This window comes from Microbacterium sp. LWH13-1.2 (assembly GCF_038397735.1).
GTDB lineage: Bacteria > Actinomycetota > Actinomycetes > Actinomycetales > Microbacteriaceae > Microbacterium.
Genome location: NZ_CP151635.1, coordinates 3,128,683 through 3,145,365, shown reverse-complemented (window position 1 = coordinate 3,145,365; position 16,683 = coordinate 3,128,683). Strand labels below are relative to the sequence as shown.

Annotated in this window: 17 protein-coding genes; 10 read left to right on the top strand and 7 right to left on the bottom strand. The window is 68.7% G+C overall.

Annotation, left to right across the window (positions count from 1 at the left end; all coding sequences use genetic code 11):
- Positions 1–76: 76 nt before the first annotated feature.
- Complete coding sequence (locus tag MRBLWH13_RS15150; protein ID WP_341955771.1) at positions 77–904, bottom strand: alpha/beta fold hydrolase; 828 nt, start codon at positions 902–904, stop codon at positions 77–79.
- A gap of 149 nt (positions 905–1,053) precedes the next feature.
- On the opposite strand from MRBLWH13_RS15150, the gene MRBLWH13_RS15145 reads away from it, so the two are divergent.
- From MRBLWH13_RS15145 to MRBLWH13_RS15135, 3 genes are all read left to right on the top strand, one after another.
- Positions 1,054–1,662: a helix-turn-helix domain-containing protein gene (locus MRBLWH13_RS15145; protein WP_341955770.1), complete on the top strand. Its 609-nt coding sequence runs from the start codon at positions 1,054–1,056 to the stop codon at positions 1,660–1,662.
- A gap of 302 nt (positions 1,663–1,964) precedes the next feature.
- Positions 1,965–2,252: an HU family DNA-binding protein gene (locus MRBLWH13_RS15140; RefSeq protein WP_042541574.1), complete on the top strand. Its 288-nt coding sequence runs from the start codon at positions 1,965–1,967 to the stop codon at positions 2,250–2,252.
- An 85-nt stretch (positions 2,253–2,337) separates the two neighbouring features.
- Positions 2,338–4,347, top strand: coding sequence for a cytochrome c oxidase assembly protein (locus MRBLWH13_RS15135; protein WP_341955769.1), 2,010 nt, complete (start codon positions 2,338–2,340; stop codon positions 4,345–4,347).
- A gap of 27 nt (positions 4,348–4,374) precedes the next feature.
- Here MRBLWH13_RS15135 and MRBLWH13_RS15130 read toward each other — a convergent pair whose 3' ends face one another.
- The gene (locus tag MRBLWH13_RS15130; RefSeq protein ID WP_341955768.1) at positions 4,375–5,445 is read right to left on the bottom strand and encodes a hypothetical protein; all 1,071 of its coding nucleotides are present in this window, start codon (positions 5,443–5,445) and stop codon (positions 4,375–4,377) included.
- 163 nt (positions 5,446–5,608) lie between these two features.
- Between MRBLWH13_RS15130 and MRBLWH13_RS15125 the strand changes: the two genes are divergently transcribed.
- Positions 5,609–7,003 carry an AAA family ATPase gene (locus MRBLWH13_RS15125; protein ID WP_341955767.1) on the top strand — a complete coding sequence of 465 codons (1,395 nt, stop codon included), beginning with the start codon at positions 5,609–5,611 and terminating at the stop codon, positions 7,001–7,003.
- A gap of 11 nt (positions 7,004–7,014) precedes the next feature.
- Here MRBLWH13_RS15125 and MRBLWH13_RS15120 read toward each other — a convergent pair whose 3' ends face one another.
- Both MRBLWH13_RS15120 and MRBLWH13_RS15115 read right to left on the bottom strand, forming a co-directional pair.
- Positions 7,015–7,662, bottom strand: a complete 648-nt coding sequence (locus tag MRBLWH13_RS15120) for a biliverdin-producing heme oxygenase (protein ID WP_341955766.1) — start codon at positions 7,660–7,662, stop codon at positions 7,015–7,017.
- Between the two features lie 54 nt (positions 7,663–7,716).
- Positions 7,717–8,031: a DUF2470 domain-containing protein gene (locus MRBLWH13_RS15115; protein WP_341955765.1), complete on the bottom strand. Its 315-nt coding sequence runs from the start codon at positions 8,029–8,031 to the stop codon at positions 7,717–7,719.
- An 89-nt stretch (positions 8,032–8,120) separates the two neighbouring features.
- On the opposite strand from MRBLWH13_RS15115, the gene MRBLWH13_RS15110 reads away from it, so the two are divergent.
- The 3 genes from MRBLWH13_RS15110 to MRBLWH13_RS15100 all read left to right on the top strand — a co-directional run bounded on the left by MRBLWH13_RS15110 (position 8,121) and on the right by MRBLWH13_RS15100 (position 12,198).
- Complete coding sequence (locus tag MRBLWH13_RS15110; RefSeq protein WP_341955764.1) at positions 8,121–9,401, top strand: serine hydrolase domain-containing protein; 1,281 nt, start codon at positions 8,121–8,123, stop codon at positions 9,399–9,401.
- 50 nt (positions 9,402–9,451) lie between these two features.
- On the top strand, positions 9,452–10,468 hold the full coding sequence (gene corA, locus MRBLWH13_RS15105; RefSeq protein WP_341955763.1) for a magnesium/cobalt transporter CorA: 1,017 nt from the start codon (positions 9,452–9,454) through the stop codon (positions 10,466–10,468).
- A gap of 65 nt (positions 10,469–10,533) precedes the next feature.
- Positions 10,534–12,198, top strand: coding sequence for a hypothetical protein (locus MRBLWH13_RS15100; RefSeq protein ID WP_341955762.1), 1,665 nt, complete (start codon positions 10,534–10,536; stop codon positions 12,196–12,198).
- 7 nt (positions 12,199–12,205) lie between these two features.
- On the opposite strand, the gene MRBLWH13_RS15095 is transcribed toward MRBLWH13_RS15100, so the two are convergent.
- Together MRBLWH13_RS15095 and MRBLWH13_RS15090 are read right to left on the bottom strand one after the other, a co-directional pair.
- Positions 12,206–12,454 carry a multidrug transporter gene (locus MRBLWH13_RS15095; protein WP_341955761.1) on the bottom strand — a complete coding sequence of 83 codons (249 nt, stop codon included), beginning with the start codon at positions 12,452–12,454 and terminating at the stop codon, positions 12,206–12,208.
- The gene (locus MRBLWH13_RS15090; RefSeq protein WP_341955760.1) at positions 12,441–13,829 is read right to left on the bottom strand and encodes an APC family permease; all 1,389 of its coding nucleotides are present in this window, start codon (positions 13,827–13,829) and stop codon (positions 12,441–12,443) included. Before MRBLWH13_RS15090 ends, MRBLWH13_RS15095 begins: the two co-directional genes overlap by 14 nt.
- Before the next feature lie 206 nt (positions 13,830–14,035).
- Here MRBLWH13_RS15090 and MRBLWH13_RS15085 point away from each other — a divergent pair, with 206 nt between their 5' ends.
- Positions 14,036–14,680, top strand: coding sequence for an aquaporin (locus MRBLWH13_RS15085; protein WP_341955759.1), 645 nt, complete (start codon positions 14,036–14,038; stop codon positions 14,678–14,680).
- Between the two features lie 130 nt (positions 14,681–14,810).
- On the top strand, positions 14,811–15,482 hold the full coding sequence (locus MRBLWH13_RS15080; RefSeq protein ID WP_341955758.1) for a GPP34 family phosphoprotein: 672 nt from the start codon (positions 14,811–14,813) through the stop codon (positions 15,480–15,482).
- Positions 15,483–15,488: 6 nt separating this feature from the next.
- On the opposite strand, the gene MRBLWH13_RS15075 is transcribed toward MRBLWH13_RS15080, so the two are convergent.
- The gene (locus tag MRBLWH13_RS15075) at positions 15,489–16,238 is read right to left on the bottom strand and encodes a DeoR/GlpR family DNA-binding transcription regulator (RefSeq protein ID WP_341955757.1); all 750 of its coding nucleotides are present in this window, start codon (positions 16,236–16,238) and stop codon (positions 15,489–15,491) included.
- 70 nt (positions 16,239–16,308) lie between these two features.
- Between MRBLWH13_RS15075 and MRBLWH13_RS15070 the strand changes: the two genes are divergently transcribed.
- The gene (locus tag MRBLWH13_RS15070; RefSeq protein ID WP_341955756.1) at positions 16,309–16,680 is read left to right on the top strand and encodes a DUF4406 domain-containing protein; all 372 of its coding nucleotides are present in this window, start codon (positions 16,309–16,311) and stop codon (positions 16,678–16,680) included.
- Positions 16,681–16,683: the final 3 nt, after the last annotated feature.

Sequence of the window (16,683 nt, the reverse complement as noted above, 5' to 3'; positions counted from 1 at the left end):
CGTTGGGCGGAGGATAGCGATTCACGCATCCGCCCATCGAGGAGTTCTCCGCCCATTCGGGCGAACCGCCCCGGCATCAGGCGATGGATGCTGTCGCGTGCGCCACCGCCCAGGTGAGCGCGTAGTCGGCGATCTCCTCCCAGCCGTCCTGGCTGACGAGGCGGTGGGTGCGGCCGGCGTACTCCTTGCGCTCCACGACCGCGGGGCTTCCGGTCGACCGGTACTTCTTCTCGATCGCGCGGACGATGGTCGGCGGCACGACGTGGTCGATCTCGCCGGCGATCAGCAGCAGCGGGGCGCGGTCGGCGCGGGAGTAGTCGACGTGGGTGACCCCGCCCTTCTCGTCGAGCACCGAGGTCACGCCCTCGAAGAAGACCCTGTTGTAGGAGTTCACGGCGTATTCCTCCCAGAGTGCATCGGATGCTGCGCGCGACAGGTCGTTGCCGAACGTGAAGTGGAAGTGGCGCTTCGACAGCGGCTTGGCGCCGTTGCGTCCGAAGGGGTTCGAGAGGATCGGCGTGCCGGTCCAGAGGGTCGAGAGGGGGAGTGCGGTCACGCCGGCGGTCTGTCCGGGGGCGACGCCCACGTAGGCGGCGCCGAGTCCGCGGTCGGCGAGCATCTGGGTGAGCACGCCGCCGAACGAGTGGCCCATGATGATCGGCTTCACGGGGAGTGCGCGGATGATGCGCTCGTAGTTGTCGGCGATCTGCTTCAGGCCGATGCCCTTCAGTGCCGACGGATCGCGGCGGATGTCGTCGACCGACCGGTCGTCGATGCCGGGCCATCCCGGGACGATCACCTCGTGGCCCTGTGCGCGGAAGCGCTCTGCCCACGTGTTCCAGCTCGCAGGCGTCATCCAGAGTCCGTGGATCAGGACGATCGGGGTCTTCTCGGTGCTGCTCATTGTCTCTTCTCCTTCTTCTGCCCCCGCCCGGTGCGAGTGCGTTACGCTGATAGTAGACCGAACGTTCTATCTACTGCAACCTATTCCCGACAATTCTCAAGTCGAGGTTCGAAACCCGGGGTTCGGATGACACGATGAGAGGGATCACCATGGACACCACCACTCGCACGACGACGACCACCGACGCTCCGAAGCGGCCCAGCGCAGCCCGCACCCGGCTGATCGACAGCGCGTCGAGGCTCTTCTATGAAGAGGGGATACACGCGGTCGGCGTCGATCGGATCATCGACGAGGCCGCCGTCACCAGGGCGACCCTCTACAAGCAGTTCGGCGGCAAGGAGAATCTCGTCCTCGCCTACCTGCGCAATGAAGACCAGATGCTGCGGGCGATGTTCGCCGAAGCCGGGGCCGAGGTCGCCGACCCCTCCCAGCTGGTCGACGCGGTGATCGACGGCATCGCCGCCGACATCCGCCTCCGGCACACCCGCGGATGCCCGTTCATCAACGCGGCGGCGGAGTACCCGGATGCCGAGGGTGCCGTGCGCCAGCTGATCGAGGAGCACCGGGAGTGGTTCCGTTCGACCCTGCAGGGCGTTGCCGAGCTGGCAGGCCTCGACGGCCCCGCCGAGGTCGCGGCCTCGCTCGTGCTGCTGCGCGATGCGGCCCTCGTCGGGGGTTACCTCGACGGAGAGGACCGGGTCGCTCCGGCCTTCGAGCGCACCGCCCGCTCGGTCGTCGAGTCCCACCGCCCGCGCTGACGCACTCCTCCTTCGGGACTGCTTCTCGCGAAGCGCAGCGCAGCTCGAAGTCGACGAGGGTGACCCGTCGCCGACTCGCCATGAGCCGCGGAACGGCGGTATTCGAGGGCCGGATAAGCCGCCACACGAGTCACATTCGTCACTTCTGCACCACGACACGCCGCCGAAAAGCCCAAAACCCGCGAAATGACGCGGAAATGTGGGTGGTGGTTGGTACATTCAAGGCGGTCACTCGACCAACGGAGGGCATCAGCCCCCCGAACACCAACGATGCGACGGGAACCTCGTCGCTGGAGGATGACATGGCTGACAAGTCCATCACCAAGACCGAGCTCGTCGCGAGCATCGCTTCCGCCACCGGCCAGAGCCAGGCCACCGTCTCCGGTGTCCTCGACGCGCTGTTCTCCTCGGTCTCCGACGCTGTTGCCAAGGGCAGCAAGGTCTCGATCCCGGGCTGGATCTCGTTCGAGCAGGTCGCAACCGCAGCTCGCACGGGCCGCAACCCCCAGACCGGCGCCGAGATCAAGATCCCGGCCGGCCACCGCGTCAAGGTGACCGCTGGTTCCAAGCTCAAGGCTGCCGTCAAGTAAGACCGCACCTCTTCGAAGGCCGCTCCCGATCAGTCGGGGGCGGCCTTCGTGCGTTCTCCCCGATGGGGCGGCTTAGGCTTGTGGTGTGAGTGCCCGCGCCGTGCAGACCCCGACCAGCTCCGCGTATCGCGCGGGCGGCATCGGCATCCTCCTCGCGGCCGCATTGATCGGCGTGCTGATCGCCCTCGCGTTCGGTGGGGGAGCGGCGCCGCTGCTGCTGCAGGACCCCGGTCCATTCGTGCGGTGGGCCACCCCGATCGTCAAGCTCGTCATGAACATCGCCTCGGCGGCGATGCTCGGCTCACTCGTGCTCGCCCTCTTCGCGCTGCGCAGCGAGGAGAAGTCGTTCGACCTCGCGCTCAACACGGCATCGATCGGAGCCGCCGTCTTCACCGTCACGGCAGGCATCGGCGGCTTCTTCACCTTCATGGCGGCCTTCAACCCGCAGCTGAGCGCCGAGCGCGAGTTCGGCCAGCAGCTCGGCCGGTTCCTGCTGGAGCTGCCTCTCGGACAGTCGTGGCTGATCACCACGATCATGGGCTCGGTCATCACGGTGCTCGCGTTCGCGTGGCGCACCTGGACGCCCACCCTCATCACGGCGCTCCTGGCCGCGGCATCCTTCCTGCCCCTGGCGACGCAGGGGCACTCGGGTGAGCTGTCCGGCCATAACATCGCGGTCAACTCGATCCTGCTGCACACGATCGGCGCCGCCGTCTGGCTCGGCGGTCTGCTGCTCGTCGTGATCCTGCGCGGCCGGTCGGGCATCGGCACCGTGCATCTCGTCAGCCGCTATTCGAGTCTCGCGATCGCGGCCTTCGCCGTCGTCGCCATCTCGGGACTCACCCGTTCGTTCGTCGCCCTCGGCGACATCTCGCAGCTGTGGACACCGTACGGCATGATCCTGCTCGCGAAGGTGGCGCTGCTGGGCGCCATGGGTCTGCTCGGCGCCTGGTACCGCATCCGCCTGATCCCTCGTCTCGAGGGGGCGAACGCCTCGCGCTGGTTCTGGATGCTGGTGCTGTGCGAGGTCGCGCTGATGGGCCTCGCCTCCGGTGCCGCCGCCGCGCTCGCGCGCACACCTCCGCCCACCGGCGAGGAGGCGGCCTTCGTGCAGACGCCGGCCGAGAACCTCACCCGCTCGCCGCTGCCGCCGGAGTTCACGATCGACCGCTGGTTCACGGCGTGGGACATCGACGTGCTCTGGCTGGTCGCCGCGGGCTTCGGCCTGTTCTTCTATCTCGCCGGAGTTCGTCGCCTGCGGCTGAGAGGCGACCACTGGCCGATCCACCGCACGATCTTCTGGGTGCTGGGCATGCTGATGCTCGTGTGGGTCACGGGTGGACCGATCAACGCCTACCAGGAGTACCTCTTCAGCGTGCACATGCTCGGGCACATGATGCTGTCGATGGCGATCCCGCTCCTGCTGGTATCGGGTGCGCCGATCACCCTGGCGCTGCGCGCGATCCACAAGCGCGACGACGGCACCCGTGGCGGCCGTGAGTGGATCATGTGGGCGGTGCACTCGCCGTTCTCGAGGGTGGTCACGCATCCGTTCGTCGCGGCCGGCATCTTCATCCTGTCGCTCTGGGCCTTCTACTTCACCGACCTGGTGCGCTGGTCGATGTTCGAGCACCTGGGCCACGAGTGGATGGTCGCTCACTTCCTGATCTCGGGCTACCTGTTCGTGATGAGCCTGATCGGCGCCGACCCGGTGCCGTACCGCCTGCCGTACCCCGGCCGTCTCATCACCCTGATCGCGATCATGGCGATGCACGCCTTCTTCGGCATCGCGATCATGATGCAGGAGGGGCTGATGGTCGCCGACTGGTTCGGCTCGATGGGGCGGACCTGGGGACCCTCTCCGCTCGAGGATCAGTACATCGGCGGCGGCATCGCCTGGTCGATCGGTGAGATCCCGACTCTGATCCTGGCGATCACGGTGGCGATCCAGTGGAGCCGCGACGACACGAAGGTGCAGAAGCGCCGCGACCGGCATGCGGATCGCACGGGTGAGGCCGAGCTCGAGGAGTACAACGCGAAGCTCGCGGCTCTGGCCGAGCGCGACCAGCGCGAGGCCGAACGCCAGGCACGCTGACCCGAGCGCGGCGGCTCAGCCGGCAGCTCAGCCGGTCGACTCCTCGTCGGGCGATCCGACACGGATCGAGGCAGACCCGTCGGGGAGGATCGTGATCGATCCGTTGACCTGGAACGCGACGTCCTCGGACACCTCCTGCACGGAGCCGTCGAACAAGGATCGGATCTCGACCTCGACGTGCGCCACGGCATCCGTCGGGGGGATCTTCCAGTGTCCGCCGTCGGGGACGACCGTGACCTGGGGCTGGTTCGCGATCGACCACTCCGGCAGCGACGCGATGCGGTTGGAGACCTGCAGCCCGAACGGGCAGGCGGTCGGCTGCAGCACCTGCTGCGACGTGCACGCGGTGAGGAACTCCTCGACCCGTTGCTGCACGACCGAGACGAAGTCGGCCGTGGGCGTGGTCTGCACGTCGACCGGCGTCGTGGCGAGCGGGGTGTCGGCGAGGACGCCGACACCGTCGGAGTCTGAGATCACGGTGTCGACGGTCACCGAGTACAGCCCCGGAGTGAAGACGAGCAGCGGGAGCGGGTCGAGCGGGGCAGCATCGGCGCCGGCGAACGACACCTGCCGTCGGTCGACCTCGAAGCCGTTCACCGCGAACTGGTCCGCGCCGCGCAGGGTCAGCTCGATCACCGCGAGAGGGCTGGCGGTGAAGCGCCAGTTCGGTGTCACCCCGGCCCAGCCGTCCTGCTCGACCGTGAAGGTCGTGATTCCCGAGTGCTCGGCGGCCTTGTACGAGACGGTCACGGCGGTCTTGTCGCCGTCGGACTTCTCGGACACCACCTCGACGTCGGTGAGGGGCGCGAGCGCGGCGTGCCGGAGCAGGGCCTCGGATGCCGTGGCGCCGATGCCCGCGGCCTCGAGCGTCTCGCGGTCGACCGCGACGCCGGGGATGCGCAGGGCATCTGCCGCACGTCCCTCCGAGAGGAGGTCGAGGTAGCGCACCACGAACGCGGAGGGCCCGTAGAACTGCCGGTACAGAGTCGCCCCGCCGGCACCGAGAGCGGCGACGAGCAACAGGCCGATGACCGAGAGCAGCGCGAGGTCGGCGACGAGGCGCGAACGCCGGGGCGCCTTCGTCTCGACCTGCTGCATGGCGTCAGTCTAGGAGGGCGGCCTGGGACGGAGCCGAGCATGGCGTCGCTGTGTGACGGGCCCGTTCGGCTGTGTCCGTCGGATGCCGGGCCGCAGCGCCACGTAGCATGGGGGAGCGCGTGTTCCGCGTGCGCTTTCCGCCGTCGTCCCGTGTGAGAGATCCGTGTCGCTTCCCGCCCTGTCCGAAGAGCAGCAAGAGCTGTTCCGGCTGATCGAGGACACCGGTGAGCACGTGTTCATCACCGGGCGCGCGGGCACCGGCAAGTCGACGCTGCTGCAGTACTTCTCGTGGAACACGAAGAAGCAGATCGCGATCTGCGCTCCCACCGGCGTCGCCGCACTGAACGTCGAGGGGCAGACGATCCACTCGCTGTTCCGGTTGCCGATCGGTCTGATCGGCGACTCGGACATCGACCAGAACGACAACACCCGTCGCATCCTGAACGCGATCGAGACGCTCGTGATCGACGAGATCTCGATGGTCAACGCCGACCTCATGGACGCGATCGACCGCTCCCTCCGGCAGGCGCGGGGCAAGCGCGGCATCCCCTTCGGCGGCGTGCAGATCGTCATGTTCGGCGATCCTTATCAGCTCGCCCCCGTTCCTCCGCGCGGCGACGAGCTGCGCTACGTGAAGGACCATTACCGCTCGTTCTGGTTCTTCGACGCCAAGGTCTGGGCCGGAGCCGCCGGTGGCGAGGCTCCCGACGACGACGGCGGACTGTTCGCCGTCGACACCAGGGCCGAGCTGCACGTGCGCGAGCTCGTGCAGATCCACCGCCAGTCGGATGACGGATTCAAGGCGATGCTGAACGCCGTGCGCTACGGGCGGGTCACCGCCGAGATCGCCGGCGTGCTGAACACGCAGGGCGCTCGCACGCCCCCCGACCCTGAGCCGGGGGAGGTGCCGATGATCACGCTCGCCACTCGCAACGACATCGTGAACACGATCAACAGTCGACATCTGGCCGCCCTCCCCGGCAAGGAGCAGACGGCGCGGGCAGAGGTCAGCGGCGAGTTCGGAAAGGGCGAGGCCTCGCTGCCGGCCGAGTCAGAGCTCAAGCTCAAGATCGGCGCGCAGGTGATGTTCCTCCGCAACGACACGTCGATGTCGGGCGAGCCTCCCCGCTGGGTGAACGGCACGATCGGCACGGTCGTCCGCATCCTCGGCGAGACGGTGCGCGTCGAGATCGACGGCGAAGAGGTCGATGTCGACCCCGCGGTCTGGGAGCGGTTCCGCTATTCGTACGAGCCGAGCACCAAGAAGCTGTCTCGCGACGTGGTCGCGGAGTTCACGCAGTTCCCGTTGCGTCTCGCGTGGGCCGTCACGATCCACAAGTCGCAGGGCAAGACCTACGACCGCGCCATCATCGATCTGGGCTCCGGGGCCTTCGCGCCGGGGCAGACCTATGTGGCGCTCTCGCGTCTCACCTCCCTCGACGGGCTCTACCTGTCGAGGGCGCTGCGCCCGAGCGACATCCGGGTCGACGAGGACGTGCGCCGCTTCATGCGCGACGCGTGGCTCGCGGCATCCACCCCCGAGGTCGGCAAGGGCTGAGGCGAGACCTCTCAGGCTGCGACGCGAGCGCGGTCGAGGTCTTCGAAGAGCTCGGTGTTGAAGCGGTAGGCGAGCAGGACCTCGTCGATCACGCGCTCGCGCTCGGCGTCGTCCCACGGAGCAGCGTCGAGCTGTTCGCGGTAGACGTCTTTGAAGGCTGAGGGGTCGGCGATGTCGTCGAAGAGGTAGAACCCGATGCCGTTGGTCTCGAAACCGAAGCGGCGCGCCATCACGCGTCCGATGAAGATGCCGCCCGACAGGTCGCCGAGGTAGCGCGTGTAGTGATGCGCGACGAAGCCGCCCGCCCACGTCGCCCCGACCTGGCGGATGCGCTCGACGTAGCGCTGCGTGGTGGGGAGCGGTGTGATGTCATCGCGCCAGTCGGCGCCGAGCAGGAACTCGAGGTCGGCCTCGAGCGCAGGCAGCCGGGTCAGCTTGTCGCTGATGAAGACGGATGCCACGGGGTCCTGACGCATGCGGTCGCCCGCCGACTCGAGGGCCTCGTAGATGAAGTAGTGCTGTGCGACGAGCGCGATGTAGTCCTCGCGCGAGCCCTCGCCCTTGAGCAGGTCGGACATGAAGCCTGCGCCCTCGCTGCGCGAGTGCGAGCTGGAGGAGCGCTCGCGGAGCGCGGCGGAGAAGGAGATGATCTCGGACATGTGCCCAGTGTAAGGGTTGCCTTACCTCCGGCGAAACCCCATGATCTCGGAGCGTCACGCGTGCGGACGCGGCTCCACCCCGAGCTTCTCGCAGGCGAGGTCGTAGAGTGCGACGACCTCTCGGCGCACGGCGGGCCGCTCGCTGATGGGACCTGACGGCCACGCGACGCGCACCTCGGAGGAGAGCCCCTCGCGGGTGATCTCCCACACCCCGCCGTCGCCGTCGAGGCCCGTCATCACGGCGTCCGTGATCTCGCCGCCGTCCGCGGGTGCGAAGGCGCGCGTGATCAGCAGGTTGTCGTCGGTATGATCGCCGTTCATGTGGCGCAGGATCGCGGAGACGACGTCGGCATCGAAGGAGTGGGGCATGATGATCACCCTAAACGGGCCCCGCCGATGCGATCTTTCAGGAACGGCGTTCTAGACTCGGGAGACACGTCTTCCGGGGGTCCCCTTTCATGCAGCTTCTCTCGTCGCGCAGGTTCCGCGCAGCAGCGGCCGGCGCAGCCGTGCTCGGGCTCGTCCTCACCGGATGCACATCCGAGCCGGAATTCAGCTACGAGCCACCGGCTCAGGTCGACGGCGCCCTGCCGGACGACACCGTGGCCGCGATGGAGGCCGCCGTCGCGAACGCGCTGACGGCCTCCGGCGCATCCGGTGCCGTCGTGGGCGTCTGGGCTCCGTGGAGCGGCAGCTGGGTGACCGGAGTGGGCACCCAGAAGCCCGGAGGGGCAGAGGAGATCAGCACGGACATGGCCTTCCGCGTCGCCGACGTGACACGCCTCATGACGTGCGACGTGCTCTACGGTCTGGTCGATGACGGCGTCGTCGACCTCGACGACCCCGTGCCGGACTACGTGTCGGGTGTCCCGAACCTGCAGGACGTCACCCTGCTCGATCTGTGCAACGGCACGGCGGGCCTGGGCTCGTCCGAGGCCGTGGCGAAGTCGGCGTGGATGAACACCCCCGAGCGTGTGTGGGCTCCGCTCGAGCTCGCCTCCTACGGTCTCGGTGCTCCGCGAGGAGCCGTGCACACCACGTACTCGAACTCCGACACCGCATACCTGCTGCTCGGCCTCGCTCTCGAGCGCGCCTCCGGCATGACTGCATCCGAGCTGATCGCCGAGTACGTTACCGAGCCGCTCGGTCTCGCGAACACATCGCTGCCGGCTGCCGCAGCCGCGCCCCCCTCGACCACCGGGCCGGTCATGAACGGTCACTACCTCTCGCCCGTCGAGGGCGGCTACAACTGCGCTGCGCCCGTCGACATCACGACGCTCTCGTCGAGCTCCGGGTTCACCGACTCCGGAGCCGTGTCGACGATCGAGGACCTCGGCCGCTATGCGCAGGCCGAGGCCACGCTGCGCACCGAGCAGGCGCCGGACCGATTCGCGAGCCCGCTCCCGGTCGCTGCCGATACGCCGTCGTGGCTGCAGGCCACCGGCGGGGCCGTCCTCGTGGGCTCGATGATCGGTCAGTACGGATGGACTCCCGGATACCAGACCGCCGCCTACTCGGATCCTGCGACCGGGTTCACGGTCGCAGTGTCGCTGAACGACTCGACCACGGGCGGCACGACCGCCGCGTACCTCGCGTGGGAGCTCGCGGCCATCGCGTCGAAGGCGCCGGCGGCCGAGGGGCAGACCGCTCCGGAGTTCGGTCTGCCGTTCACCGCCGAGCAGTACCACGAGGCCATCGCCGGATCGGCGATCCCCTGCGTCGCACCCGCTGAGGGCTGAGACCGGGGCGTCGAGCCGCGGCCCGGCCCGACCGGACGGAAGGGAAGCCGATGGCGATCATCGACAACGCGATCTACGTCGACGGTGTGCGCACCGACAACCCGCGGAGCCTCAGCGAGACCTTCGAGGCGATGCGAGAGCGCGGCGGACTGAGCTGGATCGGGCTGTACCGTCCGAGTGAGGCCGAGATCCGCGAGGTGGCCGACGAGTTCGGCATCCACGCCCTCGTCGTCGAGGATGCCCTGTCAGGGCATCAGCGCTCGAAGCTCGAGCGCTACGGCGACGTGCTGTTCATGGTGCTCCGCTCGGCTCGCTATCTCGATGCCTCGGAAGAGGTCGAGTTCGGCGAGATCCACGTGCTGGTCGGCAAAGACTTCGTCGTCACGATCCGGCATGCGGAGTCTCCTGACCTGGCACGCGTCCGTCGTCGTCTGGAGGGCGACCCCGCGCTGCTGAAGCTCGGCCCCGAGGCCGTGCTCTACGCGATCCTCGACGAGGTCGTCGACGAGTATGCGCCGGTTCTCGCGGGTCTCGAGAACGACATCGACGAGATCGAGAGCCAGCTCTTCGAAGACGGGGTCGACGCGACGCAGCGCATCTACGAGCTGGGGCGCGAGGTCATCGACTTCCAGCGCGCGGTGCAGCCGTTGGCGGGGATGCTCGATGCCCTGCTGCGCGGCTCTGCGAAGTATCAGGTCGATGAGGAGCTGCAGCGATACCTGCGCGACGTGCTCGACCACACGCTGCGCGTCTCGGAGCGCGCGAACACGTTCCGCACCGTGCTCGACAACGCGCTGACCGTCGAGTCGACGATCGTCGCACGGCGGCAGAACGAGGAGATGACGCGGATGACGGAGCTGAGCATCCGTCAGAACGACGAGGTCAAGAAGATCTCGGGCTGGGCGGCGATCCTGTTCGCGCCGACTCTCGTCGGCACCGTCTACGGCATGAACTTCGACCACATGCCCGAGCTGCACTGGGCCCTCGGATACCCCATGGCGATCGCGCTGATGGTGGGGATGGGTTTCGGCCTGTACTGGGTCTTCAAGCGCAAGGGCTGGCTCTAGCCGCTCCGGGCGCGACCTCGCGGATACGCTGGGGCCATCCCCGCCGATGTGTCTGGAGACCTGCTGTGCCCGTCGAACGTCGTCCCCGTCACCGCATCGCCGCGGTGCTCTCCCTCGCCGCAGTCCTGGGCGCCGCATTGCTCGGGGGCGGTGTCACCCCCGCATCCGCCGCCTCGCCGTCGCCCGTGACCGCCGTCTCGGTCGCCCCGTATGAGGCAGCCAACCCCCTGGTGCCGTCGGCTGCGCTGCCTTTCCTGGCGGTGGCGGTCGAGTTCGAGCGTGAGCTCGCGAGCGCCGGTGAGACGTTCGACGTCCGCACCCCCGCCGGGACCCGAGCGGTGCTCTCGACCGATGCCACCGTGACGGATGCCGTGGGCGGGGCGCCACTCGTCGATGTGACGGTCGCCGAATCCGGGGCGGCCGGTGAGCTCGTGCGAGGCACGTTCACCCCGGCTGCCGCTGATGCCGTGAGCGTCACCGGTTCGTTCACGTTCTTCCTGCAGGTCGTCGGCTCGGGCATCCTCGATGCGGCCGGTGGCGTCTACTCGGCGGAGTTCGAGAGCGACGGGGCCGTGTTCCGCTCGGATGTGCCGTACGGCACGGCGGTCGACCTGTACCAGCGCACGGGCGGCCACTGGGTGAGCGGTGCGACCGCGACGTCGCCTGCGCGGTTCGTCGTGCAGGCGAAGGCGATCGGTGATGAGACTGCCGCGGACTTCGGCGGGCAATGGGTCGCGGCCGGCACCGAGGAGATGCCGCCGTTCGGGGCCTCGGTCGCGGACTGCTCGGCAACCACCCTGCGCCTGTTCGCCGAGGATCCCGGCCCCGTGAACGTGCCGATCGAAGGCGGGACGCCGCTGGCCGAGGGCGTCGACTACACCGTGAACTGCGACGACACTCTCGACGGCCAGCCGATCGTCAGCGCGACGATCCCTGCGCCGCAGCAGGGGGCGTTCTACGTGCTCTCCTCCACGAGGGACGCGACGGGCGAGTCGACGTGGTTCCCGGTCGACAACCCCGCCATTCCCGAAGCGGCTCGCCAGGTCGCCCTGTACTCGGCGGTCGGGGCGGTCAGCGATGCGTCCCGGGATCCCTCGCACTCCACGCAGAAGAGCACCCTGCTGCTGTATGCCGGGCGCACCGCCGGAACCGCGGTCACAGCCGCAGCCGCGCCGGGGCTCGCTCTCGAGGCCTCGGCCGAACCCGACTCCGGTGCCGAGGTGCACACCGGCGATCGCATCCGCTACCGGATGACCCTCACGAACACGGGCAACGTGCCGCTGGCGGATGCCACGCTGACCGCCGACCTCGCCTCGCTGCTGCGCTCGGCGGGAATCGACGGCGCGTTCCAGGCGAGCATCGGGCAGGCACGACTCGACGGCAGCGTGCTGCGCTGGGTCGGCGCGCTCGCACCCGGCGAAGCCGTGACGGTGTCGTTCACCGCGCTCGTGCGTGTGGGGGGAACGGTCATCGACGTCGACGTCGCCGCCGAGAGCCCCGGCGCGCGCGGCGGTGCCGTCGCGACCGCACCGCAGTCGTTCGCGCACGAGGTCATCGCGGATGCGCCGCCGGAGTCCACGACTCCGACGGATCCGTCACGCGGTGCGCTCGCCGTGACCGGCGCCGACAGCTCGGGGGCAGCAGCGCTGGGCGGGATGCTCGTGCTCGCGGGCGCCGCGGCCAGCATCGTCGCGGCTGTCCGACGCCGCCGCACTGCCTCGCGCTCGTGATCGCCGGCTACTCCTGAGGCTCGGTCTCGTCGTCGGTCTCGACGGCGGTCTCGTCGTCGGTCTCGACGCCGGGGCCGGGGCCCGGGCGCACCGCGGCATCCGGAGCGATGTCGATGCGCGTGTTGCCGTCGTGCTCCGAGACCTCGATGCGAGGTGCGGCGTCGGCTTCGGTGGCATCCGGCGCTGCGGTCAGCTGGTCGTGACGCTTCTCTTCGCTCGTCATGGCGTCGTCGGGGTTCTGGTCAGGCGTGCTCATGGTTCTCCTTCGGGGAATCGGGGGTTTCGGTGGTGTGGGTCGAATGATCGCGTGATGCGGCGCGCTTTCGGCTCCAGCGCGCGAGCAGATAGAGGACTCCGCCGATCGCGAGCAGGAGGGCGCCGAACAGCCAGACCACGGGGCGCTGCTGTGTCAGGAGCAGGAGGCATGAGCCGATGCCGAGCACGGGGATGACGGTCCAGATGCGGAAGTGGTCGTGCTCGACCCTGTCGCGCCGCAGAACGAGCACCGACACGTTGACGCTGAGGAACACGAACAGGAGCAGCAGCACGACCGTCTCGGCGAGCGTCGCGAGATCTCCGACCAGCGTCAGACCCATCGCGACGAGGGTGGTGGTGAGGATCGCGACCCACGGCGTCCTGCGGTTCGGCAGCACGCGGCCGAGCACCGACGGCAGCAGGTTCTGCTCGGCCATGCCATATGTCAGACGGCTCACCATGATCATCGTCAGCAGCGCGCCGTTCGCGACGGCCACGAGGGCGATCAGGCTGAACAGCCAGGAGGGGATGCTCGCGCCCGCCGCCTCGACGACCGAGAGCAGCGGACCGCTCGACTCCTGCAACTCGGATGCGGGCTGGGCGATCGAGCTCGCGACCCCTACGAGCACGTAGACCGCGCCGGCTGTGAACAGCGCGCCGAACAGGGCGCGCGGGTAGGTGCGGCGCGGGTCCTTGACCTCTTCGATCATGTTGGCCGAGGTCTCGAAGCCGACGAAGGAGTAGTACGCGATCACCGCTCCGGCGAGCACGGCCATGGCCGCGGGGGTGCCCTCGGGGGTCTGCGTGAGTCGCGAGGCGTCGCCGCCGCCTCCGGCCACGAAGACGCCGACGACGGCGATCACGATCACGAGGCCGCTGAGCTCGATCGCCGTCATCACGAGGTTCGCGCCGAGAGACTCGCGGATGCCGCGGGCGTTGAGCGCGGCCACGACGGCGAGGAAGACGATCGCGACGGGGATGGTCGGCAGGTCGAAGAACGTGCCGAGGTAGTCGCCGGCGAAGGCGATCGCGAGACCGGCCGCGCTCGTGACGCCGGCCGCCAACATGCTGAACCCGACGAGGAACGACACGACAGGGCTGTGGAACGCGCGCTCGGCGAACACCGACGCCCCGCCGGCTCGGGGATACTTCGTGACGAGTTCCGCGTACGACCCGGCGGTGAGCAGTGCGAGGAGCAGCCCGAGCAGCAGCGGCGCCCACAGCATCCCGCCGACCTTCTCGGAGAGCACCCCCATGAGGGCGTATATGCCGGCACCGAGCACGTCGCCCAGGATGAAGGCGAACAGGAGGGGGCCGGTGATGGCACGACGCAGCCGGGTGGGCTCCTCCTGCGTCTGGGCGGTATCGGAGGTCATCATCGAACCCTAGGCAGCAGCTGACCTGCTGGCGACGGGGTTGACACCCGTGGACGTCGCGTTCAGGAATTTCACAGAGAATCCGCGCGGCGCGCGTCTCGGGGTGGTTCGCCGTCGCTATATTCGGTCGCGAAACGGAAGGTGCGTCGGCTGGAGTGCGGTGGCGGGCGGGGGTCGCCTTCGCCATCTCTCAGAAAAGGGCACACATGACCGGTACTCCTCGCAAGGCGCTCGCAGAAGCGCTCGCGACCTTCCTCTTCGTCCTCAGCATCATCGCCGCGGTGAACAGCGAGAGCCCGCTGACCCCGCTCGCGATCGGCTTCACCCTGATGGTGCTCGTCTACTCGACGGGTCACATCTCGGGCGCTCACCTCAACCCGGCCGTCTCGGTCGGTGTCTTCCTGCGCGGCGGCCTGAGCGTCGTCGACCTCGTCGCCTACCTCGTGGCGCAGTTCGTCGGTGGCGCGCTCGCCGCCCTGGCCAGCCTTGCGGTATGGCCCTCCGGTGGCGAGGCCATGGTCGTCGAGGTCGGCCCGGCGTTCTTCGTCGAGGCCCTCTTCACGCTGATCCTCGTGTGGGTCGTGCTCAACACCGCGACCTCGAAGGACACCGAGGGCAACTCGTTCTACGGCCTCGCGATCGGTGCCACCGTGTTCATCGGTGCGGCGACCGTCGGCTCGATCTCAGGCGGCGGCTTCAACCCGGCCGTGGCGCTCGGCCTCTCGGTCGGCGGCTACTTCGACTGGGCCTCGCTGTGGCTCTACATCGCGGCTCCCGTCGTCGGTGCAGTCATCGCGGCCCTGCTCTTCCGTCTGCTCAACACGGACGACGCGAAGAAGATCGGCGCGTAACCCTGTTCATCGAATGCCGCGTCCTCTGCGAGGGCGCGGCATTCGTGCGTCAGGGAGCGCCGAGCTGCGGCATCCGAAGTCATCCGTCCGGGGGATGCCGAGTCGCGAAGCTCCGTCATAGCGTGGATGCATGCTGATCGTCGAAGAACTCCACATGCTGCTTCTCCGGCCCGATGGTCGCGTCGAGAGTGCCGTGAGCGTGAACCGCCTCTACGGAGAGATCGCCGCCGTCATCGTCGACCTCGCCCTGCACGGACGCGTCGTCGTCTCGGAGGGCAAGAACCCGACCGTCGAGGTCGTGTCGACCGAGCCGACGGGCAATCCGATCCTCGATGCGACGCTCGCGCGCCTCGTGCCGCTGAGCGGCAAGCGCCTGCAGTCGTTGGTCGCCCGCCCCAAGCTCGATCCGCTCGAGGTCGTCGTGGAGTCGCTGGTCGTGCAGGGCGTGCTCATCCGCGGAGAGCGCGGCTTCTTCGGGTGGGGGTCGGCCCGCACGCCCGAGTCGGACCCAGCTCCTGAGGCGGTGCTGCGCTCGCGGCTCGCCGCCGTGATCGCCGGCACGGGGGCGCCGACTCAGGCCGATCTGGCGCTGCTCTCGATCCTGCAGAACCTCAACGCCGCCCACGGGATCCTGCGCGACCAGTGCGGAGGCATGTCCGCACGCGACCTCAAGCGGCGGATCGAGGAGCTCACTGCAGGCTCGGCCGCAGGGGATGCCGTCGCGAAGGCCGTCAACGATGCGATCACCGCCGCGATGGTGGCCATCATGACGCCGACGATCGTCGCGGCAACGATCACCTGACGCCCGTCAGCGCAGTACGGACGCCCGCTCGGCGAGCTCCTGGATCACGGGATTCGCATCGCGAGGGTCGACGACGACGCCCGCGACGGAGTCGAGATCGAGCACGGGGAAGTGTGAGGTCACGCCGATCTTCTCCTCGCTGCCGAGGACGAACGTCTGCGCGCAGCGGGCGGCGATCGCCCGCTTGGTGACCGCGTCGTCGAGGTTGCCGGTGGTCAGGCCGCGCACCGCGTCGATGCCCGTCACCCCCAGGAAGAACAGATCGGCGGCGAGGTGCTGCACGGCTTCCATCGCGAGCGGACCGCTCGCGACCATCGAGAAGCGCGCGAGCTCGCCGCCGATCATCACGATGCGGGCGTCGGAGTGCTCGGCCACAGCCAGGGCGATCGCGGGACTCGGGGTGATGACCGTGAGGTCGGCGCCGCGGGGGAGAATCCGGGCCATCGCCAGGGTCGTCGTGCCGGCATCCAGCACGATCGTCGACGCCGGGGCGATCAGCTCGACAGCGCGACGGGCGACCCGCTCCTTGCTGTCCGTCGCGATCGAGGCGCGCTGATCGACGGGTCTGTCGGCGGGCGGCACCGGCAGGGCCCCGCCATAGACACGCACCATCTCGCCGGCATCGGCGAGTTCTCGAAGGTCCCGTCGGATCGAGTCCTCGGAGACGCCGAGGTCGAGGGCGACGTCTTTCGCGATCACGCGGCCGTCTCTGCGGAGGATCTCCCGCAGGTGGTCCTTGCGCTGTGCGCCCAGCATCCGACTCCCTCACTGCTCATTCTTTTACGAAGTTGCACGTTCTTGCACGGTTAACGTTACAGTCTTCTCCATGACAACTCCACTTCTGATTCTCATCGCCGGCCCCTACCGCTCCGGAACGGGCGGCGACCCCGCCCTGATCGCCCGCAACCTCGAGCGCCTCGAAGAGGCCGCCGCCCCCATCCACCGCCGAGGACACGTGCCGATGATCGGAGAATGGGTCGCTCTTCCGATCCTCCGAGGGATGGATGATGCGGATGCCGCCGACGGCGACGTCATGTACGAGACGGCCCGCCGACTGCTGGAGCACTGCGATGCCGTGCTGCGCCTGGCCGGCGAGTCCGCCGGCGCCGACAAGGACGTCGAGATCGCCCTCGAGCGCGGGTTGCCCGTGTATCGCTCGATCGAGGAGATCCCGGTGCGGGGAGGTACGGCCGCCTAGGCG